Origin of the sequence: Acidovorax sp. Leaf73 (genome assembly GCF_916855635.1) — a bacterium.
In the GTDB taxonomy this organism is placed as follows: Bacteria; Pseudomonadota; Gammaproteobacteria; order Burkholderiales; family Burkholderiaceae_C; genus Acidovorax; species Acidovorax facilis.
On the sequence record NZ_CAKASI010000005.1, the window covers coordinates 534256 to 560786 of the forward strand.

Consider the following 26531-nt stretch of genomic DNA (forward strand, 5'->3'; position numbering starts at 1 on the left):
CCCAGAGGCCTTGTCCTAACCATTGCTGAACACGTTCAGTTGATGGTTTGCGCGGCCGTGCTCGCGTTGGGACGGTGCGTGCATTGAACAATCTACGATCGCAACATGCGCTCGAAGGCGTAGCTGCACGTTGCCTGGATTTGTTCAGGGGGTAGGTCGCGATCAGCAGGAATACGTGCGGCGTCGCGGATCATGTCGTTGACTTCAGCGAATGTCTGCGTGCTGATCTTTCGCACGCCATCGGCCAGACCACCAAGCGCCGGGGCAACTCGCGCCTTCCAGTGCACATTGAATTCGTCCAACAGTGCACCGAAGAGTTCGATCGTGTCGTAGATGTACAGCACGTCCTGGGCTCGTTTGTTCGCCGGTCGATATTGCTGAATCAGGAACTTCTGGACCATGAAGCACAAGGGGTGGGCTACCTGGACATCAATTCGTTCCGGCAGCGGAACGCCCTCTTGTTGTCCCAGACTAATGATCCAGGGATCGACCAGAAGGACGTCCAGGTGGCGGATCTTCTGAGCCGAGATCCCAGCCTTTGTCATGGTTGCATCCGCGTCTCCGCTTCGTTTACGGCCGCTTCCCGTCAAAGGTGTCAGGAACTCGGCATAGAAGCCGCCGGCCTCGTCGCCAAGCGTGTAATGGGCCGCAGGTGGTCGATGGTCGCCACTCAACTCTTCCTGGAAGCCATGCTGCAGGAGCGATTGCTTGATGTCTCCCTCAATCGGCTCCCTATTTGCAAAGGCGAGGTCCGTGTGACGAGTGAACACAGGCTGATAGTCAGGCCGGTTGGCCCTTGGATCCAGTCGGTGGAGACGATGGCCCCAACCGCCGATGAAGATCAGCTGCTGGCGCCAGGCTGCCAGGGCCTGAACCAGTTTCGCGAAAGCTTCTAGATCGTTCATCAGAGTCAGTTGCCGACGAGTGGCAGGAGATATTTCTTGTAGATCAGACCAGCTTGTTCAGATCCTCTTGTTGGGTGGTTCATCACGTCCAACCATACTTGGAGGATGTCCGTGACCAGGATTCCGTCGTGATTGACGGCTCCCCTGAAGGTGGATTGCGGAAAAGATGCCTGCCGCAAGATCAAGTCTGATCGATCAGATGGATACGCCATCAACCCTGGCCAGTCCGATGCCCCCACTTTGGGCAGCTTGGGAACATAGATATACGGAGGCACACCGCTGACGTGCCCGATGCCCAGCTCATCGGCAGCGGAAAAAAGTCCCAGACAAGCGCTTTGGGAATGGTGGCTTAGCAAGCCTCGAATTTGCTGAGCAGCAGGGGCTCGTAGAAGAAAGCGGCATGGCATCTCCGGACGCGCGCGCATCGCGGCGGCGCCCCAACGGCGGAAGAGCTCTTCGCGACGAACGAGCTTCAGATTAGGCGATGAGTCGCTCAGATATCCTTCGCTGCGCAGTTGCTGCAGGAATCGGGAAGCGCTCATGGCGGACACCTGCGCAGCTTCGGCCAGGTCGGAGCCGTTCTTGAACTGCCTTTTGGGGGCGTTCAGCAAGCCGTTTGGCAATTCCCACGCCAGGAGAAGTTTCAGCATCCACTGGTTGAGGTCCGAGAACAGGTTGATGGCCTGTGATGGACGGCCGGTTGAGGAGCGGCTGGGCTCCTCTGGCAATCGGTTCAGCTGTTGGAATGCTTCACCACTGAAATACTGTTCGCCGCGTCCCGAGATCACGCCGACAGGCACATCTTTGGCGAACTTCTGCGCAAACACCTCCACATGCTTAGCCAAAGACAGAGATGCTTCCGGCACGAAGATGATTGCGAGGGGTAGGGCATTGCCGGACTGCTCGGCTGCAGCTTTGGCTTGGAGAATCGCCATAGAGAGAACCGGCAGCACGCGGTCTGGGCGACCTTCGGATAGTGCCTTGATTTCGACGATGAATCGGTGCTTTCCGTGCCGAATGAGCAAGTCGGCGCTGAGCGAGTCTTCTTGCTGCATCTCCACAGACCAACCGTTGGACCGGAAGAAGTTGGCCACGTACTGCTCTGCATGCACGTGCTTGTTGGGTGAAAGGGGTGCGCGCATATGGTGGTTCTTAACATGGCCATTTTATTTAACATGTCCATGTTGTCAACCGTGGCCATGTTATTCATCAGCTAATTGTGCTGATCAGCTCATCGGGGCTGGTTTTCTCGTCAGTGCAAAAAATGCACCGGGCAGTTCGCTGATCATTTTTGATCAAGCATGGCTTGGGCACCATCGAGTGATGAGCATCCATCAGGTTGCATCAGCGCACCTTGAAGCGCATTGTGCTTACCAGAATTAGTTGACTTTCAGGTATTTGACTAATATCTGTTTTTGAGATATTTTGCGTTTATCTGAATTCCAGGTATCAACCATGGCGTCGACATCACATTCGCTGGTCACTGCCGGCCAACTGGGGTCGATGCTGCAGGCCGCGCGTAAGGCGCAGGGGTTGACCCAGTCGGCGTTGGCCAGCCGTATCGGCCTGAGTCAGTCACGGGTCTCTCATTTGGAACTCAACGCCCATGAGCTGAGCGTGGAGCAACTCCTTGCATGGTGTGCCGCGCTGGGCCTGGAACTGGCCGTTGGGAACCGGGGTAGCGCGGCGGTATCGGCGGCGCCGACCACGGATTGGTGACATGGGACGTCGATCGCACAGCCGCAGCCTGTCTATCTGGACCAACGGTGTCCGCGTGGGCCGGTGGACGATTCCCGCTCGCGGGGAGATGGTGTTGCAGTACGACGCGGATTGGCTTGCTGCCGATATCGGCCGGCCGCTGTCGTTGTCCCTGCCGTTCAACCTGCAGAACCTGCCGGCCAAGGGGGAAAAGGTCGCCAACTACTTCGACAACCTGCTTCCGGACAGTGACGTGATCCGTCGCCGTGTGGCCGAGCGATTCAGGACGGGTTCGACCGAGCCGTTTGAGTTGCTGAAGGCCATCGGGCGCGATTGCGTGGGCGCCGTCCAGATCCTGGATGAAGATGAGGTGCCCACCGGTTTCGATCGGATCGAGGGCGAGCCCCTGTCGGAGGAAGCTATCGAGCGGCACCTGATCGAAACCGTTTCTCCGCAGGCCTTTGCTGCGGGACGAGACCCGGATGCGGACTTCCGCATCTCGCTGGCCGGTGCGCAGGAGAAGACGGCCTTCCTGTGGTGGGGTGGGCAATGGCTCGTGCCGCGTGGCGCCACGCCGACAAGCCACATCTTCAAGCTCCCGCTCGGCCTGATGGGCGGGCGGCAGGCGGATTTCAGCACGTCCGTCGATAACGAATGGCTGTGCTTGCGGCTGCTGCAGGCCTATGGCTTGCCGGTGGCCGATGCTCGCATAGCGACCTTTGGCGGACAGCGCGTGCTGGTGGTGGAGCGATTCGATAGGCGCATCGCACCCAATGGGCAGTGGTTCATGCGTCTGCCGCAGGAAGACTTTTGCCAGGTCGAGGGCTGCTCGCCATTGCGCAAATATGAGAACGACGGCGGCCCAGGGCTCAAGGCGTTGTTTGGCACGCTGCGGCAATCGGTGAATGCCGAAGCCGACATGAAAACGCTGATGGCGGCTCAGGTGTTGTTCTGGTTGCTGCGAGCACCCGATGGCCATGCCAAGAATTTCAGCATCCAGCTTCTGCCACGTGGGCGTTTCCAGTTGGCCCCGCTGTACGACGTCATGTCGGTCTATCCGGTGTTGGGCAACGCTCCGAACCAGTGGTCGCCACATGAAATCAAGTTGGCGATGGCCTTGCTCGGCAAGAACCGGCACTACGAGATGCAAGGTATCCAGCGAAGGCACTTCAATAGCACCGTGCAGAAGGTCGGCTATGCCTCGACCGCCGAGCCGATCATCGAAGAAATCCTTGCCCGGACTCCTGCGGCCATCGCCGAGGTGCAAGCCGAATTGCCACAGGACTTCTCACCGCGTGTTCTTGACGCCATCCTGGGCGGGCTTGAGAAGGCGGCCCGAACACTCGATGGGATGCCGCCGTAAGCGGTAGAAGAGGGGGGGCAAGCGCGCGTGGATGTGGTGTCTCAATAGATTTTGCATCCGAATGGGTGTGGGAGCTGGAGTTGCCACGCTTCGGGATCACGGAGAAATCCCACCGGATGAACAGCCATAGAAGTATTTGCCCTGGTGCGCTGGGCTGCGCTTGCATGGATGGAATGGGTCGGATGTCCCTGGCACTCTACGGAATCGGCGACAGGTGTCGCAGGATCGGAAAGGGAGCCATATGAGACCAGCCGCACAGAATCGCAAGGACCGCGGGAACCAACGGGAGGCTGTCGATAGAGAAATCACCGACCGTGCTGCCCAGTTGATGAGGCAGGCGTTGTCGCTGCTGGAGAGTGGTGAGTCGATGCGAAGGCCGCCTTTGGAAGATGGAGGCGTTGAAGACCGCCTGCTGCGGTTGCCAGAGGTGCTGCGCTTGACGGGGATGTGCCGCTCGGCCCTTTACGACCAAATGGCGCGAGGGCAGTTTCCGGGTTCCATCAAGATCGGGGAGCGTGCGACCTCATGGTCAGCCAAGGCGGTACGAAACTGGATAGCGCAGCGTGTGGATGGTCTGTAGCCGATGGGGCAATGTAGAGCTCGCTGACGATGTGGCGATGGCATCTTAGGTTGCCCAAATTGATCGGTCACGGGGCCGTCTCCATCCAGAGTTTTTCACGCGGCAACTTATGGTGAACAAGGTGGGGGAACAAACGGGGGAACAACTCAAAAAAATAAAAAGTGAAATCCAGCTTCTATGCGGGTTTACAGCTTTCATTCAATTGACGCCAGCCCACCACCATAACGTCCAAGGGCGTTCGCTGATTTCCAGCGAACGCCCTTTTTCATTGGTAAAACAGGTACTTACGGTGCATGGACATGCGCTGTAGTTCGCTGGTAGCCGCAGCTAAACCGGGGAACGGATGGGGGAACAAACCTGAAAAATCACCGACTGCGCCTAGTTGTTCCCGCGTTTCCTTCGGGGGCTATTGCATCCTTGCATTCCAAGACTCTTTCCAGAAACTGCTGCACCGAAAGATCCTTGTTTGCCTCCCAGGGGTTGGTGTGCTGACCATCGATGTCCTGGGAAATATTGGCAATTGGGTGCGATAGATTGGTCGGCAGGGGCTGTTTGCCTGCGGCAAGAGCCGCGAGGTTCGAAAAAAATAGCCCGCACGAGGCGGGCTAAATCATTGCATCACTCGCACAGGGGAGGGGCGAACCGCCAGATTTGACGGTAGGTGCATCCTAAGTCCGGTTCCGATTGGTGTGCGATGGGCCGGTCAGTGAATCGTGAAATATGTACGGTTTACACGGGCCTCCGACGTGTCAGCAGGGTTTGAAGGTTCTAGCGCGACGAACAAAACTCCCCTGGCGGCCGCCCGTCTTGTTGTTCGGCTTGTTCTGGCTGTGAAGGAACGCCTAGCCCGGGCCGCTGCGCTAGGTTTTGTTCGCCGCTCTTGGCTGCAGTGCCGCTTGTTTCATACATCGCAATCGCAGCGTTGTGTAGATGGGTTTTGGGTCTACGGACCGTATCGTCAAGCGGCGCAGGTTGTCACTGGACGACGCAGCCTGATTAGATCGCGAGGTTGTAGCTTCGTGTATCAGTTCTTGAGCCTCAGGGGCTCACGCCGCACAATGCACGCTCGTTCACGCCGGAGGCCGCCATGCCAATGGAGTACTTGAGGGCGCTGGAGCGCGACGCGCTTCCACTGATTGAATCGGATGTCGTCAATATCGACAAGCTGCGTATCCTGCGCGCGGCTGGAATGGTGGAGGTGCAGCTTCCGCCCGTCGATTCACCCCATCAGAAAGCGCAGGTGCTGTATGTCACTGGCCTAGGTTGTGCGACCCTGCGAGCCTGTGGAGCCCGCGTCAAGACACACCACCGGGAATCGCATTGCGATCTGGAGTCTTCCTACGACTGAGGGCCCTGGTGGGGGGATTCCTGGAAAAACTCTAGGCACCGGGAGAAATCGTCCTACAGAGTGTTGCGCTGCACCAGAAGGGCCATAGTCGCAGGCCAAAAATACGATGAAGCATCTGTATTGCTGGCACGGCCAGACGAAAGGTGCATATGAGCAGTTGGTACAAATTGGCGCTTGGCAACGACGATGAGGCCTTTGAGCCTGCCTTGCGAATCCAGCAGATGTTCATGTCGAAGTTCTTGATGTGTCCTCCAGGTTCTGGCAGGGCACTTTTTTCTTGCTACGACAAGGCGAACGACAACCTCTGGCTGTACTTTTCCCCGGCAGCGCAGGACATCGCATTGCGTGTGTATGCACAGCCGTGTGATTCCCCGACAGCACTGGACTGCATTGGTCTGCTGGCCGGTGAAGGCGATGCACTCGGAATGGGGGAGTCTCCTTTGTTGAAAAAGGCGGCGTAGTCCTCTTCCGGACAAGGGCACTTGCAAACCCGGCCTCTTGGTATTCCGCACTTGACGTGTATGCGCTGTCCCACATCCGTGTTCTCTGGGCTCTGACATGCGCTCGTGCATGGGTATGTGCCAATCTTTTTACCGGCCGTTATCGGCCCGGCCTCAGGAGTAAAAATGTTGTCCTACGATCCCACGCTTTCTCACCACCTGGAAGCTTGCCCAGAGGCTCCCTCTCTGCAGATGGGCCAGCCCGCAGACAGGCTCTTGCAACGCCAGCAAACCGACAACCTGCCTCTGGGCCGCAGCGACAGCCACGGCCCGGAGCGGGAGTTGCAGTTTGCCGATCTGGACTGTCAAGAGCCGCAGGCGATGGGCTGATGACTTTTCGCCTGCAAATGGGTGGTTGCGGAGCAAAGCGATGTCGGTGCTGACACTGCACATCCGCCCGGAAGGTGCCCAGCAGTATCTGGCAAGGGTGTTCGACAGAAAAATTCTGCTCGGTGTTCCGACCTTGCACCCCGGCATCAAGGAGGCGATAGAGGCGTATGGCTTGGGCCAAGGCTTCGCGGGGGTGATTGCCTTCCATATCTGGTATGGCGGCTGGAGCGTCGGCTCCATACCACTCGACCGGATGCGGACTGAGGCTGCCGAGTTGGCAAATCGGCTTGCTGTGCTTTCCGCCGTGGTCCGTTAAGTGCACTCGCAGCTATGTTGCAGGCTGGTGGGTGGTATAGCACGGGGGTGAAACAAAATGAAATAAACCGAAACTGCGTCGAGACCCCATCGGCGGGGTCTGTCGGCACCATAAGGGTCATGTTCAACACTGTCCATGAAAGGACTGCACCATGAAACCCTGGATCAAGAAAACCCTGATGGGCATCTTCGGCGCCTCCATTGCCGTGGGCGGCTTGACGGCCTGCTCCAGCAGCCACCATCACCGCGGCCCGATGAGCCCCGAGAAGATGACCGAGGTGCGTGGCAAAGTGGTGGAGCGCGTCAGCAGCAAGCTGGACCTGAACGAGGCGCAAAAGCTGAAGCTCAATGTGCTGGCCGACAAGATGGAAGCCCAGCGGGCAGCTTTCATCGGCAAGACTGCGGACCCGCGCACCGAAATGCAGGCCATTGTGGCGGGCGCCAAGTTTGACCGCGCGCGGGCGCAGACCTTGCTGGATGAGAAAACCCGCGCGGTCCAGGCCAACAGCCCCGAAGTCATCAGCGCACTGGCCGATTTCTACGACAGCCTGAACCCCGACCAGCAGCAGAAAGTGCGCGAGATGATGCAGAGGCGCAAGGGCTGGATGGCGCGCGGCTGATGGCGGGGGGCGTTCACATGTCTCCTACGCTGGAACCCATCCACCGCCTGGCACAGGGCGTGCGCAAACATGGGCCTGCGCTGCTGGCGGGCATGCCCGACCCCCACGACGAGTTGATGTCGCTGGTCTGGGGGCCGCGTTTTGACCGCGAACATGCGCTGGGCTTGGTCGCTCGCCAGCCTGCAGCCGCAGCGCAGACCCTGCCGGCGCTGCTGGCCGCCGCCGACCACTTTGACACGCTGCATTCCGGCGCCCAGGGCCGCCTGCGCAAACTTATCGTGCGACACCGCGCATTGCGTGTGGTGGACAGCGCTCGGGGGCCCGCCCACGGAGCGGATGCCTGACGGTGTGAGAATTGCGCATGCACCGCATCCTGCTTATTGACGACGACGCGCAGCTGGGCCCGCCACTGGCCACCTACTTCCAACGGTTCGAGCTGGAGTTGATCCATGCCCTCAAACCGAGCGACGGGCTCGCCCAGCTGGCGACAGGCGGATTTGATGCCGCCATCCTGGATGTCATGCTGCCCGAAATGGACGGGTTTGAGCTGTGCCGCACCATTCGCAAGCAGGGCGATCTGCCCATCGTGATGCTGACCGCCCGGGGCGAGGTGATGGACCGGGTGGTGGGGCTGGAGCTGGGAGCCGATGACTACCTGCCCAAGCCCTTTGAGCCGCGTGAATTGGTGGCTCGACTGCAGACCGTGCTGCGCCGCCGCCGGGCCAGCGCGCCCGGGAACGGCTCGGGTGCCGCGTTGGAGTTTGAAGGCCTGAGCATTGATGCAGCCCGCCGCAGCGTGTTGCGCCAGGGGGTGGCGTTGGAGCTGACGGGCACCGAATTCGACCTGCTGCACCTGTTGGCCCGGGAGCCTGGCAAGGTGTTCAGCCGCGACGACATCCTCAACCAGCTGCGCGGGCATGAGGCCGAGCTGTATACGCGCGCGGTCGATATTGTGGTCAGCCGCCTGCGCAAGAAGCTGGAGCCGCTGGACTGCATCAAGACGCTGCGCAACGCGGGCTATTCGCTGGCACTGCGCAGGGCGGCCAGTGCTCCGCCTGGCGCCCCTTCTTCGGCATCGACCTGGCCATGAAGCCCTCCGATTCACAGCTCGGGCACGATCCCGCCTGCCCATGGCACCGACGTGCGCGCGATGCCGTCGGGTATTCGCTGCGCATCCGCCTGGTGCTGGTGTTCATGGCACTGGCCGTGACCGTGGCCGTGGTCTTCATGGGTGGCATGCAGAAGGTGGTTGCCCTGGGCTGGAAGGAGGCCGCACGTCCGCTGCTGATGGACTATGTGGACCGCCTCACGGCTGAGATTGGCAGTCCGCCCAGCATCGAGCGGGCACAGGCCATTGCCGACCGGCTTCCGGTGACGCTGCGCATCGACGGGCCGCAGATCCACTGGGATTCGCACCCCGATCGGCCGCGCCCGGACTGGATGAGTGACAAGGTCCAGCGCCAGGACCACTGGAGCCGCGATGACACCGGCTACCGCCTTCTGCAGCGCACCACGGCCGATGGCCACCACATCGAATTCGGGCTGAACGCGCTGTCGTGGGACAAGCGCCCGCGCATCGCCTGGGGCACGCTCACGGTGTTGCTGTTGCTCACAGCGCTGGCCTTTGTGTATGTGCGCCACCTGTTGCGGCCCCTGGACGACATCCGGCATGGTGCGCGGCGCTTTGGCAATGGTGACTTTGGCGAACCTATTCCGGTGCGCCACGCGCACCGGCCCGATGAGCTGGGACAGCTGGCGGGCACCATCAACACCATGGGCGAAGACATCCACCAGATGCTGGAGGCCAAGCGGGCGCTGCTGCTGGCCATGAGCCACGAGCTGCGCAGCCCGCTCACGAGGGCGCGCCTGAACACCGAGCTGTTGCCCGAATCGCCCGATGTGCTGGCCCAGCGCGCAGCCCTGATGCGCGACCTGGGTGAAATGGCACGGCTCATTACCGACTTGCTCGAAAGCGAGCGCCTGGCCGGGCGTCATGCGGCCCTGCACCGCGAGCCCACTGACCTGGCCGAGCTGGCGCGTGAGGTGGTGGCGGAACTGGAAGTGCGCCACCCTGGGGCAACAGCGATCACGCTGCTGGTGCCCGGCACTTTGCCCACCTGCATGCTCGACCGGTCCCGTGTGCGCCTGCTGATGCGCAATCTGCTGGACAACAGCCTGCGCCACAACGACCCCGCAGCCCAGCCGCCGCAGATCGAACTGCGAATGAACGAAGGCGTGGTGGAGATCGAAGTGCGGGACCACGGCCCCGGCGTGCCGCCTGCGCATCTGCCGCATCTGGCCCAGGCGTTCTACCGCCCCGACACGGCGCGCCAGCGCACCACAGGGGGGGTAGGGCTGGGGCTGTATCTGTGCCGCCTGGTCACGCAGGCCCACGGCGGCACCCTGCTGGTGCGCAATGCGGAACCGGGCCTGAGAGTCACGGCGCGCTTGCCGTGTCCTGACGGTGCGGCACAGACAACTGCTGGCGCGCCAGGCTGAGCGCGGCGCAGTCCACGCCGATATCTGGCGCACACGGTTGGTGCGCTTGTGGCCTGCATCGAGATGGCGCAACGGGTGCTGCTCCAACCCGCCCTGGCAGCCCTGTGCTTTGCGGTAGGTGTCAAAATAATGCCTGAAATGGCTGCTAGCGCTTTATGGGTAAGCGCTAATAGCTATCATTTTAATATTGAAATTGCCAGGCCCATGGAGACCCAAGCCGCCAAGCCAGATCAGCTGGCCCCGATCTTGCTAAACCCTGGCACTACCTCCGCACATGGTGAGGGCCTAGCGTTTACCCTGTATATACAGGTATGCTCCGGCTGTCATCATGGCAACCGGCACGCAGGCGTCCCGGCTGGGTGGGCCAACGAACTTTCTTCACACAGGAGCAGATGATGACTCGATCGGTTGCGAAATGGACGTCGCTGGCAGCGGCAACGGCATGCGTGATGGCACTGGCCGCACCGGCCCAGGCGCAGGACACCAAGATTGTGCTGGGCATGTCCGGCTGGACGGGCTTTGCGCCGCTCACCCTCGCCGACAAGGCCGGCATCTTCAAGAAGAACGGCCTTGATGTGGAGATCAAGATGATCCCGCAGAAGGACCGCCACCTGGCCCTGGCCTCCAAGTCCATCCTGTGCGCTGCCACTACGGTCGAGACGCATGTGGCCTGGAACGCCAACGGCGTGCCCATCGTGCAGATCTTCCAGATGGACAAGTCCTACGGCGCCGACGGCATTGCGGTGCGTGGCGATATCAAGAGCTTTGCAGATCTCAAAGGCAAGACCATCGGCGTGGATGCGCCCGGCACCGCGCCTTACTTCGGCCTGGCCTGGATGCTGAGCAAGAACGGCATGAGCCTCAAGGACGTGAAGACCACCACGCTGTCGCCCCAGGCGGCCGCGCAGGCCTTCGTGGCGGGCCAGAACGACGCCGCCATGACGTATGAGCCCTACCTGTCCACCGTGCGCGACAACCCCGCCTCGGGCAAGATTTTGGCCACCACGCTCGACTACCCCATGGTGATGGACACCGTGGGCTGCGACCCCACCTGGCTCAAGGCCAACGGCAAGGCCGCGCAGGCGCTCGCCAACTCGTACTTCCAGGCGCTCGACATGATCAAGGCCGACCCGACCAAGTCCAACGAAATCATGGGCGCTGCGGTCAAGCAGACGGGCGAGCAGTTCGCCAAGTCGTCGTCCTTCCTGCGCTGGCAGGACAAGGCTGCCAACCAGAAGTTCTTTGCGGGCGAACTGCAGGCTTTTATGAAGGACGCCACGGCCATCCTGCTGGAGGCCGGCATCATTCGCAAGGCGAATGAAGACCTGGCGGTCACCTTCGACGCGAGCTTCATCAAGTAAGAAACGGGAAGAAGAACGCGCCATGTCTGCCGTACAACCCCTGTCCGTTACCGCGCCAAAAGCCCCTGTGCGGCGGCGTTCACTGGCTCCACTGGAGCCTGTGAGTGCCCGCGCCCGTTGGTTGCTGGGCTTTGGTTTTTTTGTGTTGTTTGTGCTGGTGTGGGCGTTTTTCACGCTGGGCGGCTATGTGTCGCCCACGTTTTTGGCGAGCCCTGTCACGATGGCCAAGGAGGGCTGGCTGCTGTTTGCAGAGTATGGCTTTCACAAGGACATCGGCATGACGGTGTGGCGTGTGTTCGGCGGCTTCATCCTGGCCGCAGTCATCGCCGTGCCGCTGGGCATTGCCATGGGTGCTTACAAGGGCATCGAGGCGTTCTTTGAGCCCTTCATTTCGTTCTGCCGCTATCTGCCAGCCTCGGCTTTCATCCCGCTACTGATCCTGTGGGCGGGCATTGGCGAGGCGCAGAAGATTCTCGTCATCTTCATCGGCTCGGTCTTCCAGATCACGCTGATGGTGGCCGTGACCGTAGGCGGCGCGCGGCGCGACCTGGTGGAGGCTGCCTACACCCTGGGTGCGGGCCACAAGGGCATCGTCACGCGGGTGCTCATCCCCGGTGCTGCCCCCGACATTGCGGAAACCCTGCGCCTGGTACTGGGCTGGGCCTGGACGTATGTGATCGTGGCCGAGTTGATCGGATCGTCGAGCGGCATCGGCCACATGATCACCGACAGCCAGTCGCTGCTCAACACCGGCCAGATCATCTTCGGCATCATCGTCATCGGCCTGATCGGGCTGGTGTCCGACTTCGCCTTCAAGGCCCTCAACCACCGGCTGTTTGCCTGGAGTTTCGTGCGATGAGCTCTGTTTCCATTCAAGCCGTCTCGCGCGTTTTCGAGACTGCCAAGGGCCAGCGCACGCAGGCGCTGCAACCGGTGGACTTTGAAGTGCGGGACAACGACTTTGTGACCATCCTCGGTCCCTCGGGCTGCGGCAAGTCCACGTTGCTGCGGATCGTCGCGGGGCTGGACCATGCCACCAGCGGCCGCGTTCTGCTGGATGGCGCGCCGGTCGAAGGCCCCGGCGCCGAGCGCGGCATGGTCTTCCAGAGCTACACGCTGTTCCCCTGGCTCACCATTGAGCAGAACATCCGCTTTGGCCTGCGCGAGCGCGGCATGCCCGAGGCGCAGCAGAAAGAGCGCGCCGACTATTTTCTAGCCAAGGTCGGCCTGCGCGGCTTCGAGCAGCATTTTCCAAAGCAGCTGTCGGGCGGCATGCAGCAGCGCACCGCCATTGCGCGCGCGCTGGCCAACGACCCCAAGATCTTGCTGATGGACGAGCCCTTCGGCGCGCTCGACAACCAGACCCGCGTGCTCATGCAAGAGCTGCTGCTGGGCATCTGGGAGGCCGAGCGCAAGACGGTGCTTTTCGTCACCCACGACATCGACGAAGCCATCTTCATGGCCAACCGCGTGGCCGTGTTCAGCGCCCGGCCCGGTCGCATCAAGACCGAGCTGGCGGTGGACCTGCCTCACCCGCGCCATTACACGATCAAGACCAGCCCCGAGTTCATGGACCTCAAGGCGCGCCTCACCGAAGAGATCCGCGCCGAATCCATGGCGGCGGATCTGCATTGAGCCTGACTGACTGCCTCCTACCATGAGCGCCCGTCCTTCCCGCCGCACCGCCGCCACTGCACCCCGCAGTGCCACGCCCGCCAAGGCCGTGGCCGCAGTGGCTGCGCCCGCGCAGGCCATGGCGCTGTACGAGCAGGTCAAGGACCACATCTCGCGCAAGATCCAGGAAGGCATCTGGCGAGCGGGCGACCGCCTGCCCTCCGAGAACGAGCTGGTCACCCAGTTCGGCATCTCGCGCATGACTGTGAACCGCGCGCTGCGCGAGCTGGTAGAGCAGGGCCGCATCGTGCGCGTGGCGGGCGTGGGCAGCTTTGTGGCCGAAGACAAGCCGCAGTCCACGCTGCTGCAGATCGCCAACCTCGCGAGCGAGATCCGCCAGCGCGGGCACGACTACCGCTGCGACGTGCTGGCGGTAGAGCGCATCTCGGCAACGCTCGAAGTGGCCGCCGCGCTGGACCTGCGCACCGGCGAGTCGGTGTTCCACTCGCTGTGCATCCACCGCGAAGATGGCCTGCCCGTGCAGCTCGAAGACCGCCATGTGAACCCGCGCCAGGTGCCTCAGTTCGCCGCGCAGGACTTCACGCTGCTGCAACCCTCCGAGTACCTGGTGCGCAACGTGCCCTTCGACCAGATCGAGCATGTGGTCGATGCCGTCATGCCCACCGCGGAGCAGGCCACGCTGCTGGAGATGTCGCCGCAGGAGCCCTGCCTGCTGCTCACCCGCCGCACCTGGTCGCGCGGCGTACCCATCACCGTGGTGCGCTGCCTGCACCCCGCTACCCGCTACCGTTTGGGCAGCCGTTTCCGAGCCGACGGCAACCCCGTCGCCGGTTGAAAGTTTTTCGCCAAAAGCTCAGAATTTTTTCGCTTGTACCTACTTGTATATACAGGATCAACGCCATGACAAAAGCCACCACTTCCTCCCTGACCCTGCTCCCCTGCCATGTGTCGTTGGCCTCGCTGCGCAGCATCTATGCCGCGCCCGTGCAATTGTCGCTGGACCCGTCCGCGCGGGCCCTCATGCAGGCGTCGCTGGCCACGGTGCAGCGTATCGTTGATGAAGACCAGGTCGTCTATGGCATCAACACCGGCTTTGGCAAGCTCGCCAGCACCAAGATTGCGCACGAGCGCCTGGCCGAGCTGCAGCGCAACCTGGTGCTGTCGCACAGCGTGGGCACGGGCGATGCGCTTGCGGACGATGTGGTGCGCCTCATCCTTGCGACCAAGGCCATCAGCCTGGCGCGTGGCCATTCGGGCATCCGGCCCGAGATCGTGGATGCGCTGCTGGCCATGGCCAACGCCAATGTGCTTCCTGTTATTCCGGCCAAGGGTTCCGTCGGAGCATCGGGTGACCTGGCGCCGCTCGCCCACCTGGCCTGTGTGCTAATTGGGGAAGGGCAGGCCAAGGTGGATGGCAAGGTGGTGTCGGGGGCGGAGGCCATGCGCTCCATCGGTTTGCAGCCGTTTGTGCTGGGTCCCAAGGAAGGGCTGGCGCTGCTCAACGGCACGCAGGTGTCCACCTCACTCGCGCTGGCCGGGCTGTTCGGCGCGGAGAGCGTGTTCGCTGCAGCGCTGGTCGCGGGCTGCCTGTCACTCGAAGCCATCAAGGGCTCGGTCAAGCCCTTTGATGCGCGCATCCACGAAGCGCGCGGCCAGGCCGGGCAGATTGCCGTGGCGGCCGCTGTGCGCGCCTTGCTCGACGGCAGCGCCATCGACCCATCGCACCCCAACTGCGGCCGCGTGCAAGACCCGTACTCCATTCGCTGCGTGCCGCAGGTGATGGGCGCGTGCCTGGACAACCTGCACCACGCCGCGCGCGTGCTCACCATCGAGGCGAACGCCGCGTCGGACAACCCCCTGGTGTTCGACAACGGCGACGTGATCTCCGGCGGCAACTTCCACGCCGAGCCGGTCGCCTTTGTGGCCGACATCATTGCGCTCGCCGTGGCCGAGATCGGCGCCATCTCCGAGCGCCGCCTGTCGCTGCTGCTGGACCCGGGCCTCTCGGGCCTGCCCGCGTTCCTGATCCGCGACAGCGGCGTGAATTCGGGCTTCATGATCGCCCAGGTCACCGCTGCCGCGCTGGCAGCCGAGAACCAGTGCCTGGCCAACCCCAGCAGCGTGACCAGTCTGCCCACATCGGCCAACCAGGAGGACCATGTCTCCATGGCCACCTACGGCGCACGCCGACTGGGCGACATGGTGCGCAACGCGGCCGTGATGGTGGGCATCGAGGCCATGGCCGCTGCGCAGGGCATGGAGTTCGACCGCAGCTTGAAATCCTCTCCGCTCGTCGAAGCACAGTTCGCCGCCATCCGCGAGCGTGTGGCCTACCTGGAGCAAGACCGCTACCTTGCCACCGACATCGAAGCCATGCGCGCATGGGCCCAGCAGTCCACCTGGCCTGCCGCGCTCACGCAGTGCCTGCCCAGCTTCGCCTGATTTTTTCCACGCACACCCACTGATTCACAGGAGCCCACCATGAATGCCAACGACGCCATCATCGCCGCCGCCTCCAACACCGACCCCCGCCACGACGCCAGCCGCGTGATCCGCGCGCCGCGTGGCAGCCAGCTCACCTGCAAGAGCTGGCTCACCGAAGCGGCCTATCGCATGATCCAGAACAACCTGGACGCCGAAGTGGCCGAGCGCCCGCAGGACCTGGTGGTGTACGGCGGCATCGGCCGCGCCGCACGCAACTGGGAGTGTTATGACCAGATCCTTGCCTCGCTCAAGGACCTGAACGACGACGAGACCCTGCTCATCCAGTCCGGCAAGCCCGTGGGCGTGTTCAAGACCCACGCCAACGCACCGCGCGTGCTGCTGGCCAATTCCAACCTCGTGCCCAAGTGGGCCAACTGGGAGCACTTCAGCGAGCTGGACCAGAAGGGCCTGTTCATGTACGGCCAGATGACGGCGGGCAGCTGGATCTACATCGGCACACAGGGCATCGTCCAGGGCACGTACGAAACCTTTGCCGAGGCGGGCCGCAAGCACTATGGCGGGTCACTCGAAGGCAAGTGGATCCTGACCGCAGGCCTGGGCGGCATGGGCGGTGCACAGCCGCTCGCGGCCACGTTTGCGGGAGCGGTGTCGCTCAACATTGAATGCCAGCAAAGCAGCATCGACTTCCGTTTGCGCACGCGCTACGTGGACAAGCAGGCGCGCGACATCGACCATGCGTTTGAGCTGATCCAGCAGCACACCGCAGCCAAAGAGGCGGTGTCGATTGCGCTGCTGGGCAATGCCGCAGAAATTTTGCCCGAGCTGGTGCGCCGCGCCAAGGCCGGTGGCTTGAAGCCCGACCTGGTGACCGATCAAACGTCGGCCCACGACCTCGTCAACGGCTACCTGCCCGAAGGTTGGACGGTGGCCCAGTGGCGTGCCGCGCAGCAGGACGTGACGCAGCACGAGGTGCTGAAGAAGGCCGCTGCCAAGTCCTGCGCCGTGCACGTGCAGGCCATGCTCGACTTCCAGCACATGGGCACCCCGGTGGTGGACTACGGCAACAACATCCGCCAGGTGGCGTTTGACGAAGGCGTGAAGGACGCATTCGACTTCCCCGGCTTTGTGCCCGCGTACATCCGCCCGCTGTTCTGCGAAGGCAAGGGCCCGTTCCGCTGGGTGGCGCTCTCCGGCGACCCGGAAGACATCCGCAAGACCGACGCCAAGATCAAGGAGCTGTTCCCCGAGAACAAGCACGTGCACCGCTGGCTCGACATGGCGGGTGAGCGCATCGCCTTCCAGGGCCTGCCCGCGCGCATCTGCTGGCTGGGCCTGGGCGAGCGCCACATTGCGGGCCTGGCCTTCAACGAGATGGTGAAGAACGGCGAACTCAAGGCACCCATCGTGATCGGCCGCGACCACCTGGACACCGGCAGCGTGGCCAGCCCCAACCGCGAGACCGAAGGCATGAAGGACGGCACCGACGCCGTGAGCGACTGGCCGCTGCTCAACGCGCTGCTCAACACCGCAGGCGGCGCCACCTGGGTCAGCCTGCACCACGGCGGCGGCGTGGGTATGGGCTACTCGCAGCACTCGGGCATGGTCATCGTGGCCGACGGAACCGATGACGCGGCCGAGCGCCTGGCGCGCGTGCTGGTCAACGACTGCGGCAGCGGCGTGATGCGCCATGCCGATGCTGGCTACGAACTGGCGGTGGAGACGGCCAAGAAGCAGGGCCTGAAGCTGCCCATGGTGAAGTGAAGGGGCGAGGGAGGGAATGACAGGAATGTGAAAAAAGGGAACTGCATTCCCAGTCGTTGGGAATGTTGGGTTTGAATGCCGCTGCAATCCTTTGATACTGAGTCCATGCCCACCCGTGGACCAACCTCCGTTGCCGCCGCCGACCGTGTTCTGCACGTGCTGGCGGTGCTGGCGCAACATGGGCAGCCCATGTCGGCGGCCGAGTTGATGGAGGCCACGGGCCTGGCGCGCAGCACGCTGTACCGCCAGTTGGCGCGGCTCAAGCAGTGGGGCTTTGTGCTGGAGAGCAGCGGGCACTACGCGCCCGGGCCGCTGAGCCTGCAACTGGCCCTGGGCTTTGATATGGCGTCGCATCTGGTGCACCACGCGCGGCCGGACATGCAGGCCCTGGCCCGGCAGTCCCACGAAAGCGTGGGACTGGTGGTGGCCGTGAATGACAGCGTGGTGTGCCTGGACATGGTGGACAGCACGCAGGCCCTGCGCTGCTCGTTTGAAAAAGGGCGCAGCGTGCCGCTGCGCGCGGGTGCCTCCGCCAAGTGCCTGCTTGCCCATGTGGCACCGGCCACGCGCAATGCCATTCTGGACCTGCACTACGGCGCAGACACTGCTGAGCGCCAGGCGGCGCTGACCGAGCTGGAGGGCATTGCCAAGGCGGGTTACGCCGTCAGCTCCGGCGAAGTGGATGCCGGTGTCTGGGGTGTCAGCGTGCCCGTGTTCGGATCTCCCCGGCAGGCTGCAGGGGCCATCACCCTGATGGCCCCGATCTTGCGAGCCCAGGGGCAGGAGGCCGCGCTCACCGGCATGGCCGTCGTCGCCGCAGCGCGCATCTCCCGCCAGCTCACTTCTCCCTGATTTCCCTCACCCCTTCCCAAGGAGCTTTCCCCATGAACCTTCGCCGCAACCTTCTTCTGGCCAGCCTGGCCGCCGCAGCCTTCTGCACCACCGGTGTACAGGCCCAGGACAACGTCCTGCGTGTGGGCACCGATGCCACTTTCCCCCCCATGGAGTTTGTCGAGAACGGCAAACGCACGGGCTTCGACATCGAGCTGGTGGAGGCCATTGCCAAGACCATGGGCAAGCAGGTCGAGTGGGTGGACATCGACTTCAAGGGCCTGATTCCTGGCCTGATTTCCAAGCGTTTTGACATGGCGGTCTCGGCCATCTACATCACCGATGAGCGCAAGAAGGTGGTGGACTTCACCGACTCCTACTACGCCGGTGGCCTGGTGGTGATGGTGAAGGCCGACAACAAGGTCATCAACAAGCTGGCCGACCTGGACGGCAAGAAGGTCAGTGTGCAGGTGGGCACCAAGTCGGTGGCGTACCTGACCGAAAAATTCCCCAAGGTGCAGCGCGTTGAGGTCGAGAAGAACCAGGAGATGTTCAACCTGGTGGACATCGGCCGCGCCGACGCCGCCGTGACCGGCAAGCCCGCCGCGTTCCAGTATGTGCGCACCCGCCCGGGTCTGCGCGTGCTCGACGAGCAGCTCACCACCGAGGAATACGGCATGGCCCTGCGCAAGGACACGCCCGAGCTGACGAAGGCCGTCAACGGTGCCATCACCAAGCTCAAGGCTGACGGCACCTATGCGGCCATCGTCAAGAAGTGGTTCAGCAACAGCGCTGCCAAGTAAACCGCAGCCTAACGTTGCCGAACTGAGCCATGGAACTCGATTTTTCTTCTGTCTGGGCCGGGTTGCCCCAGTTGCTGGCGGGCGCGCTGGTCACTGTGGAAATCACGGCTGCCTCGCTGCTGCTTGGCTGCGTCATGGGCCTGCTGGTGGGCATTGGCCGCCTGAACCCCAAGCGCCGCGTGGTCTACGCCCTGTGCACCGCCTACGTGGCCGCGATACGTGGCACGCCGCTGCTGGTGCAACTGTTCATCCTGTTCTTTGGCCTGCCTCAGTTTGGCATCCTCCTGCCTGCCTTCGTGTGTGGCGTGATCGGCCTGGGCATCTACTCGGGCGCCTATGTGTCCGAGGTGGTGCGCGGCGCCATCCAGTCCATTGACAAGGGACAGATGGAGGCCGCGCGTTCCATCGGCATGGCGTCGGGCCTGGCCATGCGCACGGTGGTGCTGCCACAGGCCGTGGTGCGCATGATTCCGCCACTGGGCAATGAGTTCATCGCGCTCATCAAGAACTCGGCGCTGGTGTCGCTGCTCACCATCCACGACCTGATGCACGAAGGGCAGAAGATCATCAGTGTGTCGTACCGCTCGCTGGAGGTGTACCTGGCGATTGCGGTGGTGTATTTCATCCTCACGGGTGTCACTTCGTTGGTGCTGCGCCGCATGGAGCTGCGCCTGCGTGCAGGGGGGATGGTGCAATGAAGAAAAATTCTGTGATGACCGGAGCAAGCCCGTCCGCCGAGCCCATCGTGCGCATTCGCGGACTGCGCAAGTCGTTTGGCAGCCACGTGGTGCTGAATGGCATCGACTTTGATGTGCTGCCGTCGCAGGTGGTGGTGGTCATCGGGCCCAGCGGCTCGGGCAAGAGCACTTTTTTGCGCTGCTGCAATGGCCTGGAGCAGCCCGAGGGCGGGACGGTCGAGATTTGTGGCCGCACACTGGTGCAAGATGGCCGGATGTTGCCCGACCATGACCTCAACGCGCTGCGCGAGGAGGTGGGCATGGTGTTCCAGTCGTTCAACCTGTTCGCGCATCTGTCGGTGCTTGACAACGTGACGCTGGGCCCACGCAAGCTGCACGGCCTGTCGCGCAAGGAGGCCGAGGAGCGTGCCCAGGCCCTGCTGGCCAAGGTGGGCCTGGCGCACAAAGCCACGGCCATGCCCGCCAGCCTGTCGGGCGGACAGAAGCAGCGTGTGGCCATTGCCCGCGCGCTGGCCATGGAGCCGCGCGTGATGCTGTTCGACGAGCCCACCTCGGCGCTGGACCCCGAGCTGGTGGGCGAGGTGCTGCAGGTCATGAAGCTGCTGGCCAGCGAAGGCATGACCATGATGGTGGTCACGCACGAAATGGACTTTGCACGCGAGGTGGGCGACGTGGTGGTGGTGATGGACGGCGGCGGCATCATCGAGGCCGGTGAGCCTGCCACCATCTTCACCAACCCGACGCAGGAGCGCACGCGCTCTTTCCTGCAAGCCGTGCTCACGCGCGCCTGAGGCCTGAGGCTGGGAGCGGCGTGGTGCACCATGGTCAATAACAATCAAGGAGACAACCCCGATGCCCCAGCCTTCATCTGCTTTGGACACACCCTTGCAAGCACGCTTTCAGCAGCGCTTGCAGGAGCGCCTGACCGCAGACGACATTGCCCGCTTTGACCGCGATGGCGCCATCTGCATCAAGCAGTTGCTCACGCGCGATGAGGTGGCACTGCTGCGCGATGGCATCGATGCCAACCTGGCCGCACCCAGCCCTCGGGCCAAGGTGGCCAGTCGTCCCGATGACCCAGGCCGTTTCTTCGAGGACTTCTGCAACTGGCAGGACATTCCGCAGTTCGGCCGCTTTGTCCGCGAAACTCCGCTGGCGCTCGCCGCGCAGCGTCTGATGCAGTCGCGCACGGTGCGCCTGTACCACGATCACCTGCTGGTGAAGGAACCTGGCACGCGCCAGCGTACGCCGTGGCACCAGGACCAGCCGTACTACAACATCGACGGCAATCAGAACATCAGCATGTGGATTCCGGTCGATCCGGTTTCCCGCGCCGCCACGCTCGAATTCGTGGCTGGCTCGCACAAAGGGCCGTGGCTCATGCCGCGCACCTTCATGGACAACCAGGCGAAGTGGTTCCCCGAAGGCAGCCTGCAGGACCTTCCCAATGTGGAGGCCAACCGCGATGCTTTTCCCATCGTCGGCTGGGAAATCGAGCCCGGCGATGTGGTGTGTTTTCACATGCTCACGCTGCATGCCGCCGGTGGGGTGGAGGGCAGCAATCGCCGCCGCGTGTTCTCGGTGCGCTTTCTGGGCGACGACACGCGCCATGCGCCCCGGCCTTGGAAGACCTCGCCCGAGTTCCCGGGCCTGGCCGATGAGCTGCCCGCCGGCGCTGAGATGGACCATCCGCTGTTCCCGCTGCTGGTCACGGGCGCAGAGCCGACCACCGCAACATCCTGATTGATGAACACGACGACAACAACGAAAACGACACCGATGGCAATGCAATTTTTTGATCTGGCAACCACGCCCAGCATGCCCTGGAAAAACGGCGGCGGCAGCACGCAGGAGCTGGCCTGCTGGCCCCCCGGCGCGGACATGAACAGCTTTGAGTGGCGCGTGAGCCTGGCCACGGTGGACCGGCCCGGGCCGTTCTCGGTCTTCCCGGCCATTGATCGCCAGATCATGCTGCTGGGCGGTGACGGCCTGCACCTGCGCAGCCCTGGCTGGGAGCACCGGCTGGAGCAGCGCTGGCAACCGTTTGCGTTCTCGGGCGATGACGCGGTGGATGGCGCCATGCTGGGCGGCACCTCTAAGGACTTCAACCTCATGCAACGGCGGGGTCTGTGGCAGAGCCCGCTGCAGGTGGTGAGCGATGCGCAGTCGCCCGGCGACACGCCCGCAGGCCTGTGCCTGGTGCTGCAGGGCGATTGGCAATGGGTGGTGCAGGGCGCCGTGCCGCGTGGGCTGGCGGCAGGGCAGGGCTTTTGGTGGGCGGGTGAGGGCGGTGCAACGCCGGGCCAACTGGAGCCGCTGCATGCGGGGGCCGACGCCGATGCGCCCGCACTGGTCTGGATCGCCTTGCAGCGCGGTGCAGCCCCCAAAATTTGAATAAAAATGGCCGCCACCGCATGATAGATAGGCGCTGGTAGCTATTATTTATATAGCATTCAACACGGAGCCCACGGGTGGGCAGGCAGATGCAACACAAGGACAACCCCAGTCACCCCAACGGATGGGCCGCCAGCCAGAACGCCGATGGCGTGTGGCAGAACCTGAAACCCGCGCCCGGCCTGTGGGTGGCCGATGTGCCCGTGCCCGAGGGCCAGCCCGCCTGCGTGGTGGTGCAGCAAGGCCAGATGGCCTGGGTGGGGCCCGAGGCGCAGTTGCCCGCCGCTTACCAGGCATTGCCGCGCTACGATGCGCGGGGCGCGCTTGCCACGCCCGGGCTGGTGGATTGCCACACGCACCTGGTCTACGGTGGCCAGCGTGCCAACGAATTCGCCATGCGCCTGGCCGGTGCCACCTATGAAGAAGTGGCCAAGGCGGGTGGGGGCATTGTGTCGTCGGTCAAGGCCACGCGTGCGGCGTCGGAAGATGAACTTTTTGCCGAGGCTGCGCCACGCCTGCGTGCTTTGCTCGATGAAGGCGTGTGCGCCGTCGAGATCAAGTCCGGCTACGGCCTGGCGCTGGAACATGAGCGCAAACAGCTGCGCGTGGCCCGCCGCCTGGGGGAGGTGTTTGGCGTGACTGTCTGCACCACCTTCCTGGGCGCGCACGCGCTGCCCCCCGAGTACGCAGGCCGCAGCCAAGCCTATGTCGATCTGGTCTGCAACGAGATGCTGCCCGCACTGGCCGCAGAAGGCCTGGTGGATGCAGTGGATGTGTTCTGCGAACGCATCGCCTTCACGCTGGCCGAGACAAGCCAAGTCTTCCAGGCTGCGCAAAAGCTGGGCATTCCCGTCAAGCTGCATGCCGAGCAGTTGTCGGACATGGGCGGCTCGGCACTGGCAGCACGCTACGGCGCGCTGTCGTGCGACCACATCGAGCACCTGTCGGCCGACGGCATCGCCGCCATGAAAGCCGCAGGCACCGTGGCCGTGCTGCTGCCCGGTGCGTACTACACGCTGCGTGACACGCACCTGCCGCCCATTGCGCAGCTGCGCGAGGCCGGTGTGCCCATGGCGGTGTCCACCGACCACAACCCGGGCACCTCGCCCGCGCTCAGCCTGCTGCTCATGGCCAACATGGCCTGCACGCTGTTCCGCCTGACGGTGCCCGAGGCGCTGGCCGGTATCACCACCCATGCCGCGCGCGCGCTGGGCTTGCAAGATTCCCACGGCCTCATCGCTGCGGGCCGGCCCGCCAATTTTGTGCTGTGGCCCGTGGGGGATGCGGCCGAGCTGGCCTACTGGCTGGGCCAAAAGCCCGACTGCACCATCGTGCGGCAAGGGCGTATTGCAAGGGCAAGGAGTGAGGCATGAGCATGGCTGTATCGGAACTGCGCTTGGGCCCCATGCCCGGGCGCCAGCAAGGGCAGGGGGCGCCCGTGCTGCTGGTGCACGGTGCGCTGGCCGATGCGCGGATGTGGTCGGCCCACCAGAGCCATCTGGCTGCGCGCTGGAACACACTGGCCGTCACGCTGCGCTACTTTGGTACGGAGGCTTGGCCCGACGATGGCCCGCCCTTTGGATTGGCCGCGCATCTGGATGACCTGGTGCGTGCCATCGACGCATGGGGCCAGGGCCCGGTGCATCTGGTGGCCTGGTCGTATTCAGCACATGCCGCTTTGTACATGGCGCGGCACCACGCCACGCGGCTGCGCAGCGTGTTCGTGTACGAGCCAGGCTTTCCGACCTATCTGCAGGAGCCGGAAGCGCTGGCACGCTTTCAGGCCGATGCACAGCTCATGTACGGCCCGCTGGCCGAGGCCGTTTTGCAGGGCGATCTGGCCGCTGCTACCCGTATCCTCATGGATGCCTCAGGCCAGTCGCCGGGGTACTTTGACCGCCAGCCTGCAGAGCGGCGTGCCCTGCAACTGGACAACGCGCACACGCTGCCGCGCATCATGTCGCAGACGCCGCCGCTGCCGCTGTCTGCCACCGACCTGGCGGCCATCACGCTGCCTGTGTGCATTGCCCAGGGCGGTGACACACGCCCCGTCTTTGGCGAAGTCGCCAGCGCTGCGGCGCGTGCCGTGCCGCAGGCGCGCCATCTGGTGGTGCATCAGGCCACCCATATGTGGCCTGACGAGGCGCCGCAGGCTTTTTGCGACGCACTGGAAGCCTTCTGGCGCAGCGCCTACCCTTCTGGAGCGTGATCAATGAATGAGCTGTTTGTCCCGAACGCCCTGCTGCCCACCGGCTGGGCGCGCAATGTACTGCTGCAATGGGATGAGGCTGGGCGCCTTTGCACCGTCACACCGGAAGCCGCTGTGCCACAGGGCACTCCCGTGGCCCCAGGGCCTGTGCTGCCTGGTATGCCCAATCTGCATTCGCACGCCTTCCAGCGCGCGTTTGCGGGCCTCACCGAGTACAGGGGGGAAAGCCAGGACAGCTTCTGGAGCTGGCGCAAGCTGATGTACCGCTTTGCCGCACGCATCACGCCCGAGTCTCTGGAGGCCATCGCCACCTGGCTGTATGTGGAGATGCTGGAGGCTGGCTACACGTCGGTGTGCGAGTTCCATTACGTGCACCACGACCAGGATGGCACACCGTATGCCGACGATGCCACGCTGTCGCAGGCATTGCTGCGCGCAGCGCGCAACGCGGGCATGGGCATCACGCTGCTGCCGGTGCTGTACCAGACCAGCGGGTTTGGCGCCAAGCCGCCGCGTGCAGACCAGGCCCGGTTCATCCGCAGCACGGACAACATGCTCTCATTATTGGAGCGGCTCACGCCCGCTGCACAGGCGCAAGGGGCTGTTTTGGGTCTTGCACCGCACTCGCTGCGTGCAGTGCCGCCCGACAGCCTGGCCGCTGCGGTGCAGGGCCTCACGGCGCTCAACCCCGAGGCCCCTATCCACATCCACATTGCTGAGCAGACGCAGGAGGTGGATGACTGCATTGCCTGGAGCGGCCAGCGCCCTGTGCAGTGGCTGCTGGAGCACGCGCCAGTGAATGAGCGCTGGTGCCTAGTGCATGCCACGCACATGACGCCGCAGGAATACGCCGATGCTGCCCGCACGGGTGCCGTGGCTGGCATCTGCCCCACCACGGAAGCCAACCTGGGCGACGGCATCTTCGACATGCCGCTGTGGCTGCAGCACGGCGGCCGCTGGGGCGTGGGCTCTGACAGCCATGCCTGCGTGAACGCGGCCGAGGAACTGCTGATGCTCGAATACGGCCAGCGCCTGTCGCTGCGCCAGCGCAATGTGCTGGCCAATGCAGCGCAGCCCGAGGTTGCGACGGCCATGACCTTGCAGGCCGTTGCAGGCGGGTCGCAGGCCGCAGGGCGCGCCATTGGCGGCATCGCGGTGGGGCAGCAGGCCGACCTGGTGGCGCTCGATGCGCAGCATGTGGCGCTGCGCGATCTGCCCGCGCACAGCATGCTGTCGGCCCATGTGTTTGGCAGCCACCGCACCTCTGCCATTGACAGCGTGTGGGTGGCGGGCCAGCGGCGCATCGCTGCTGGCCGGCACGCACTGCACGATGGTGCTGCCCATGCGTTTGTGACCGCGCGTTCCGCCACCATCGCGCCAGATTGAACCCATACCTTTGGATTTGTGATGACTGATACCTCTCCACCACCTTATGTTCTCTACCCCGGTACCGCACCGCTGCTGGTGTCCATGCCCCACGCGGGCACCTATGTGCCCCCGGCGCTGGCGGCCCGCTTTACCGACGAGGCCCGCCAGGTGCCCGATACCGACTGGCACATGGAGCGGCTGTATGGCTTTGCCAAAGACTTGGGTGCCTCTGTTCTTGTGGCCACGCATTCGCGGTATGTGGTCGATCTGAACCGCCCGCCCGACGGCACCAGCCTGTACCCCGGCCAGAGCGTCACCGGCCTGTGCCCGGTCGATACCTTTGATGACACGCCCATCTACGCCCAAGGGGATGTGCCGGATGATGCAGAGGTGGCGGCGCGGCGGGAGGCGGTGTGGGTGCCATACCACGCACAACTGCGTGCCGAGCTGGACCGGATCAGGGCCCAGCATGGCGTGGCGGTGCTGTGGGACGCGCACTCGATCCGCTCGGTACTGCCACGCTTTTTTGAGGGCAAGCTGCCCGACCTGAACCTGGGCACGGCCGATGGCGAAAGCTGCAACCCCGCCCTGGCGCAAGAACTGCTGTCGATTGCACAACAAGCCACTGGCTACACCGCCGTACTCAACGGCCGTTTCAAGGGCGGGCACATCACACGCCACTACGGCCAGCCAGAGCAAGGCGTGCATGCCATCCAGCTGGAAATGACACAGTGCAGCTACATGCAGGAGGCCTTGCCATTTGACTTTCTGCCGGAGGTTGCGGCGCGCGTCCAGCCCCATCTGCAGCGCATGTTGACTGCGGCGCTGGCCTTCGCCACGTCAGCATCAAAGGCTTGAGCTTGCTCAA

At 63.5% G+C, this 26531-nt stretch carries 29 protein-coding genes; 27 read left to right on the forward strand and 2 right to left on the reverse strand.

Annotated features, from left to right (window positions below):
- Positions 1–92 precede the first annotated feature (92 nt).
- Both LPA35_RS19190 and LPA35_RS19195 read right to left on the reverse strand, forming a co-directional pair.
- Positions 93–905, reverse strand: coding sequence for a GSU2403 family nucleotidyltransferase fold protein (locus LPA35_RS19190; RefSeq protein WP_228898250.1), 813 nt, complete (start codon positions 903–905; stop codon positions 93–95).
- 5 nt (positions 906–910) lie between these two features.
- A complete protein-coding gene (locus LPA35_RS19195; RefSeq protein WP_228898253.1) occupies positions 911–2047 on the reverse strand; it encodes a hypothetical protein in 1137 nt (378 codons plus the stop codon).
- A 313-nt stretch (positions 2048–2360) separates the two neighbouring features.
- Between LPA35_RS19195 and LPA35_RS19200 the strand changes: the two genes are divergently transcribed.
- The 27 genes from LPA35_RS19200 to hutG all read left to right on the forward strand — a co-directional run bounded on the left by LPA35_RS19200 (position 2361) and on the right by hutG (position 26521).
- A complete protein-coding gene (locus tag LPA35_RS19200) occupies positions 2361–2624 on the forward strand; it encodes a helix-turn-helix domain-containing protein (protein WP_228898254.1) in 264 nt (87 codons plus the stop codon).
- A 1-nt stretch (position 2625) separates the two neighbouring features.
- Positions 2626–3966 carry a type II toxin-antitoxin system HipA family toxin gene (locus LPA35_RS19205; protein WP_228898256.1) on the forward strand — a complete coding sequence of 447 codons (1341 nt, stop codon included), beginning with the start codon at positions 2626–2628 and terminating at the stop codon, positions 3964–3966.
- A gap of 367 nt (positions 3967–4333) precedes the next feature.
- Positions 4334–4546 (forward strand): helix-turn-helix transcriptional regulator, encoded by a 213-nt coding sequence (locus tag LPA35_RS26200; RefSeq protein ID WP_370641474.1) that lies wholly within the window; start codon positions 4334–4336, stop codon positions 4544–4546.
- Between the two features lie 1087 nt (positions 4547–5633).
- Positions 5634–5894, forward strand: coding sequence for a hypothetical protein (locus LPA35_RS19210; protein ID WP_228898258.1), 261 nt, complete (start codon positions 5634–5636; stop codon positions 5892–5894).
- A gap of 149 nt (positions 5895–6043) precedes the next feature.
- Positions 6044–6355: a hypothetical protein gene (locus tag LPA35_RS19215; protein WP_055394110.1), complete on the forward strand. Its 312-nt coding sequence runs from the start codon at positions 6044–6046 to the stop codon at positions 6353–6355.
- A gap of 165 nt (positions 6356–6520) precedes the next feature.
- A complete protein-coding gene (locus tag LPA35_RS19220; RefSeq protein WP_228898259.1) occupies positions 6521–6724 on the forward strand; it encodes a hypothetical protein in 204 nt (67 codons plus the stop codon).
- Positions 6725–6764: 40 nt separating this feature from the next.
- A complete protein-coding gene (locus tag LPA35_RS19225) occupies positions 6765–7040 on the forward strand; it encodes a hypothetical protein (RefSeq protein WP_228898261.1) in 276 nt (91 codons plus the stop codon).
- 151 nt (positions 7041–7191) lie between these two features.
- Positions 7192–7659, forward strand: coding sequence for a Spy/CpxP family protein refolding chaperone (locus tag LPA35_RS19230; protein WP_055394104.1), 468 nt, complete (start codon positions 7192–7194; stop codon positions 7657–7659).
- 17 nt (positions 7660–7676) lie between these two features.
- On the forward strand, positions 7677–8003 hold the full coding sequence (locus LPA35_RS19235) for a hypothetical protein (protein ID WP_055394234.1): 327 nt from the start codon (positions 7677–7679) through the stop codon (positions 8001–8003).
- Positions 8004–8020: 17 nt separating this feature from the next.
- Positions 8021–8749, forward strand: a complete 729-nt coding sequence (locus LPA35_RS19240; protein WP_228898263.1) for a response regulator transcription factor — start codon at positions 8021–8023, stop codon at positions 8747–8749.
- Complete coding sequence (locus LPA35_RS19245; protein ID WP_228898265.1) at positions 8746–10158, forward strand: HAMP domain-containing sensor histidine kinase; 1413 nt, start codon at positions 8746–8748, stop codon at positions 10156–10158. The genes LPA35_RS19240 and LPA35_RS19245 overlap by 4 nt, the downstream gene beginning before the upstream one ends.
- Positions 10159–10553: 395 nt before the next feature.
- On the forward strand, positions 10554–11519 hold the full coding sequence (locus LPA35_RS19250; RefSeq protein WP_228898267.1) for an ABC transporter substrate-binding protein: 966 nt from the start codon (positions 10554–10556) through the stop codon (positions 11517–11519).
- Positions 11520–11541: 22 nt separating this feature from the next.
- Positions 11542–12378, forward strand: a complete 837-nt coding sequence (locus tag LPA35_RS19255; protein WP_121506125.1) for an ABC transporter permease — start codon at positions 11542–11544, stop codon at positions 12376–12378.
- Complete coding sequence (locus LPA35_RS19260) at positions 12375–13154, forward strand: ABC transporter ATP-binding protein (protein WP_228898274.1); 780 nt, start codon at positions 12375–12377, stop codon at positions 13152–13154. Before LPA35_RS19255 ends, LPA35_RS19260 begins: the two co-directional genes overlap by 4 nt.
- A gap of 22 nt (positions 13155–13176) precedes the next feature.
- Positions 13177–13989 (forward strand): histidine utilization repressor, encoded by an 813-nt coding sequence (gene hutC, locus LPA35_RS19265; protein WP_228898276.1) that lies wholly within the window; start codon positions 13177–13179, stop codon positions 13987–13989.
- A gap of 65 nt (positions 13990–14054) precedes the next feature.
- The gene (gene hutH, locus LPA35_RS19270; protein ID WP_228898278.1) at positions 14055–15596 is read left to right on the forward strand and encodes a histidine ammonia-lyase; all 1542 of its coding nucleotides are present in this window, start codon (positions 14055–14057) and stop codon (positions 15594–15596) included.
- Between the two features lie 39 nt (positions 15597–15635).
- Positions 15636–17360 carry a urocanate hydratase gene (hutU, locus tag LPA35_RS19275; RefSeq protein WP_228898280.1) on the forward strand — a complete coding sequence of 575 codons (1725 nt, stop codon included), beginning with the start codon at positions 15636–15638 and terminating at the stop codon, positions 17358–17360.
- A gap of 105 nt (positions 17361–17465) precedes the next feature.
- Positions 17466–18212 (forward strand): IclR family transcriptional regulator, encoded by a 747-nt coding sequence (locus LPA35_RS19280; protein ID WP_228898282.1) that lies wholly within the window; start codon positions 17466–17468, stop codon positions 18210–18212.
- 32 nt (positions 18213–18244) lie between these two features.
- A complete protein-coding gene (locus tag LPA35_RS19285) occupies positions 18245–18994 on the forward strand; it encodes a glutamine ABC transporter substrate-binding protein (RefSeq protein WP_228898284.1) in 750 nt (249 codons plus the stop codon).
- A 29-nt stretch (positions 18995–19023) separates the two neighbouring features.
- On the forward strand, positions 19024–19692 hold the full coding sequence (locus LPA35_RS19290) for an amino acid ABC transporter permease (protein WP_228898286.1): 669 nt from the start codon (positions 19024–19026) through the stop codon (positions 19690–19692).
- A complete protein-coding gene (locus LPA35_RS19295) occupies positions 19689–20483 on the forward strand; it encodes an amino acid ABC transporter ATP-binding protein (protein WP_304505259.1) in 795 nt (264 codons plus the stop codon). Before LPA35_RS19290 ends, LPA35_RS19295 begins: the two co-directional genes overlap by 4 nt.
- A gap of 61 nt (positions 20484–20544) precedes the next feature.
- Positions 20545–21435 carry a phytanoyl-CoA dioxygenase family protein gene (locus LPA35_RS19300; RefSeq protein WP_228898292.1) on the forward strand — a complete coding sequence of 297 codons (891 nt, stop codon included), beginning with the start codon at positions 20545–20547 and terminating at the stop codon, positions 21433–21435.
- 42 nt (positions 21436–21477) lie between these two features.
- Entirely contained in the window at positions 21478–22086 is a 609-nt protein-coding gene (locus tag LPA35_RS19305; RefSeq protein ID WP_228898444.1) for a HutD family protein, read from the forward strand.
- 89 nt (positions 22087–22175) lie between these two features.
- Positions 22176–23459: an imidazolonepropionase gene (gene hutI / locus LPA35_RS19310; protein WP_228898299.1), complete on the forward strand. Its 1284-nt coding sequence runs from the start codon at positions 22176–22178 to the stop codon at positions 23457–23459.
- Positions 23456–24295 (forward strand): alpha/beta fold hydrolase, encoded by an 840-nt coding sequence (locus LPA35_RS19315; protein ID WP_228898300.1) that lies wholly within the window; start codon positions 23456–23458, stop codon positions 24293–24295. Before hutI ends, LPA35_RS19315 begins: the two co-directional genes overlap by 4 nt.
- A 3-nt stretch (positions 24296–24298) precedes the next feature.
- A complete protein-coding gene (locus tag LPA35_RS19320; protein WP_228898301.1) occupies positions 24299–25681 on the forward strand; it encodes a formimidoylglutamate deiminase in 1383 nt (460 codons plus the stop codon).
- A 21-nt stretch (positions 25682–25702) separates the two neighbouring features.
- Positions 25703–26521, forward strand: a complete 819-nt coding sequence (gene hutG, locus LPA35_RS19325; protein WP_228898302.1) for an N-formylglutamate deformylase — start codon at positions 25703–25705, stop codon at positions 26519–26521.
- Positions 26522–26531: the final 10 nt, after the last annotated feature.

Bases quoted from the DNA above. Each gene is read 5' to 3' on its own strand.
- LPA35_RS19250 (WP_228898267.1), top strand. From the start codon at position 10,554: ATGACTCGATCGGTTGCGAAATGGACGTCGCTGGCAGCGGCAACGGCA.
- LPA35_RS19240 (WP_228898263.1), top strand. From the start codon at position 8,021: ATGCACCGCATCCTGCTTATTGACGACGACGCGCAGCTGGGCCCGCCA.
- LPA35_RS19210 (WP_228898258.1), top strand. From the start codon at position 5,634: ATGCCAATGGAGTACTTGAGGGCGCTGGAGCGCGACGCGCTTCCACTG.
- LPA35_RS19195 (WP_228898253.1), bottom strand. From the start codon at position 2,047: ATGCGCGCACCCCTTTCACCCAACAAGCACGTGCATGCAGAGCAGTAC.
- LPA35_RS19225 (WP_228898261.1), top strand. From the start codon at position 6,765: ATGTCGGTGCTGACACTGCACATCCGCCCGGAAGGTGCCCAGCAGTAT.
- hutI (WP_228898299.1), top strand. From the start codon at position 22,176: ATGCAACACAAGGACAACCCCAGTCACCCCAACGGATGGGCCGCCAGC.
- LPA35_RS19290 (WP_228898286.1), top strand. From the start codon at position 19,024: ATGGAACTCGATTTTTCTTCTGTCTGGGCCGGGTTGCCCCAGTTGCTG.
- LPA35_RS19205 (WP_228898256.1), top strand. From the start codon at position 2,626: ATGGGACGTCGATCGCACAGCCGCAGCCTGTCTATCTGGACCAACGGT.
- LPA35_RS19190 (WP_228898250.1), bottom strand. From the start codon at position 905: ATGAACGATCTAGAAGCTTTCGCGAAACTGGTTCAGGCCCTGGCAGCC.
- LPA35_RS19280 (WP_228898282.1), top strand. From the start codon at position 17,466: ATGCCCACCCGTGGACCAACCTCCGTTGCCGCCGCCGACCGTGTTCTG.
- LPA35_RS26200 (WP_370641474.1), top strand. From the start codon at position 4,334: ATGCGAAGGCCGCCTTTGGAAGATGGAGGCGTTGAAGACCGCCTGCTG.
- LPA35_RS19235 (WP_055394234.1), top strand. From the start codon at position 7,677: ATGTCTCCTACGCTGGAACCCATCCACCGCCTGGCACAGGGCGTGCGC.
- LPA35_RS19215 (WP_055394110.1), top strand. From the start codon at position 6,044: ATGAGCAGTTGGTACAAATTGGCGCTTGGCAACGACGATGAGGCCTTT.
- hutH (WP_228898278.1), top strand. From the start codon at position 14,055: ATGACAAAAGCCACCACTTCCTCCCTGACCCTGCTCCCCTGCCATGTG.
- LPA35_RS19285 (WP_228898284.1), top strand. From the start codon at position 18,245: ATGAACCTTCGCCGCAACCTTCTTCTGGCCAGCCTGGCCGCCGCAGCC.
- LPA35_RS19230 (WP_055394104.1), top strand. From the start codon at position 7,192: ATGAAACCCTGGATCAAGAAAACCCTGATGGGCATCTTCGGCGCCTCC.
- LPA35_RS19260 (WP_228898274.1), top strand. From the start codon at position 12,375: ATGAGCTCTGTTTCCATTCAAGCCGTCTCGCGCGTTTTCGAGACTGCC.
- LPA35_RS19245 (WP_228898265.1), top strand. From the start codon at position 8,746: ATGAAGCCCTCCGATTCACAGCTCGGGCACGATCCCGCCTGCCCATGG.
- LPA35_RS19255 (WP_121506125.1), top strand. From the start codon at position 11,542: ATGTCTGCCGTACAACCCCTGTCCGTTACCGCGCCAAAAGCCCCTGTG.
- LPA35_RS19300 (WP_228898292.1), top strand. From the start codon at position 20,545: ATGCCCCAGCCTTCATCTGCTTTGGACACACCCTTGCAAGCACGCTTT.
- LPA35_RS19220 (WP_228898259.1), top strand. From the start codon at position 6,521: ATGTTGTCCTACGATCCCACGCTTTCTCACCACCTGGAAGCTTGCCCA.
- LPA35_RS19320 (WP_228898301.1), top strand. From the start codon at position 24,299: ATGAATGAGCTGTTTGTCCCGAACGCCCTGCTGCCCACCGGCTGGGCG.
- LPA35_RS19200 (WP_228898254.1), top strand. From the start codon at position 2,361: ATGGCGTCGACATCACATTCGCTGGTCACTGCCGGCCAACTGGGGTCG.
- hutG (WP_228898302.1), top strand. From the start codon at position 25,703: ATGACTGATACCTCTCCACCACCTTATGTTCTCTACCCCGGTACCGCA.
- hutC (WP_228898276.1), top strand. From the start codon at position 13,177: ATGAGCGCCCGTCCTTCCCGCCGCACCGCCGCCACTGCACCCCGCAGT.
- hutU (WP_228898280.1), top strand. From the start codon at position 15,636: ATGAATGCCAACGACGCCATCATCGCCGCCGCCTCCAACACCGACCCC.
- LPA35_RS19305 (WP_228898444.1), top strand. From the start codon at position 21,478: ATGCAATTTTTTGATCTGGCAACCACGCCCAGCATGCCCTGGAAAAAC.
- LPA35_RS19295 (WP_304505259.1), top strand. From the start codon at position 19,689: ATGAAGAAAAATTCTGTGATGACCGGAGCAAGCCCGTCCGCCGAGCCC.
- LPA35_RS19315 (WP_228898300.1), top strand. From the start codon at position 23,456: ATGAGCATGGCTGTATCGGAACTGCGCTTGGGCCCCATGCCCGGGCGC.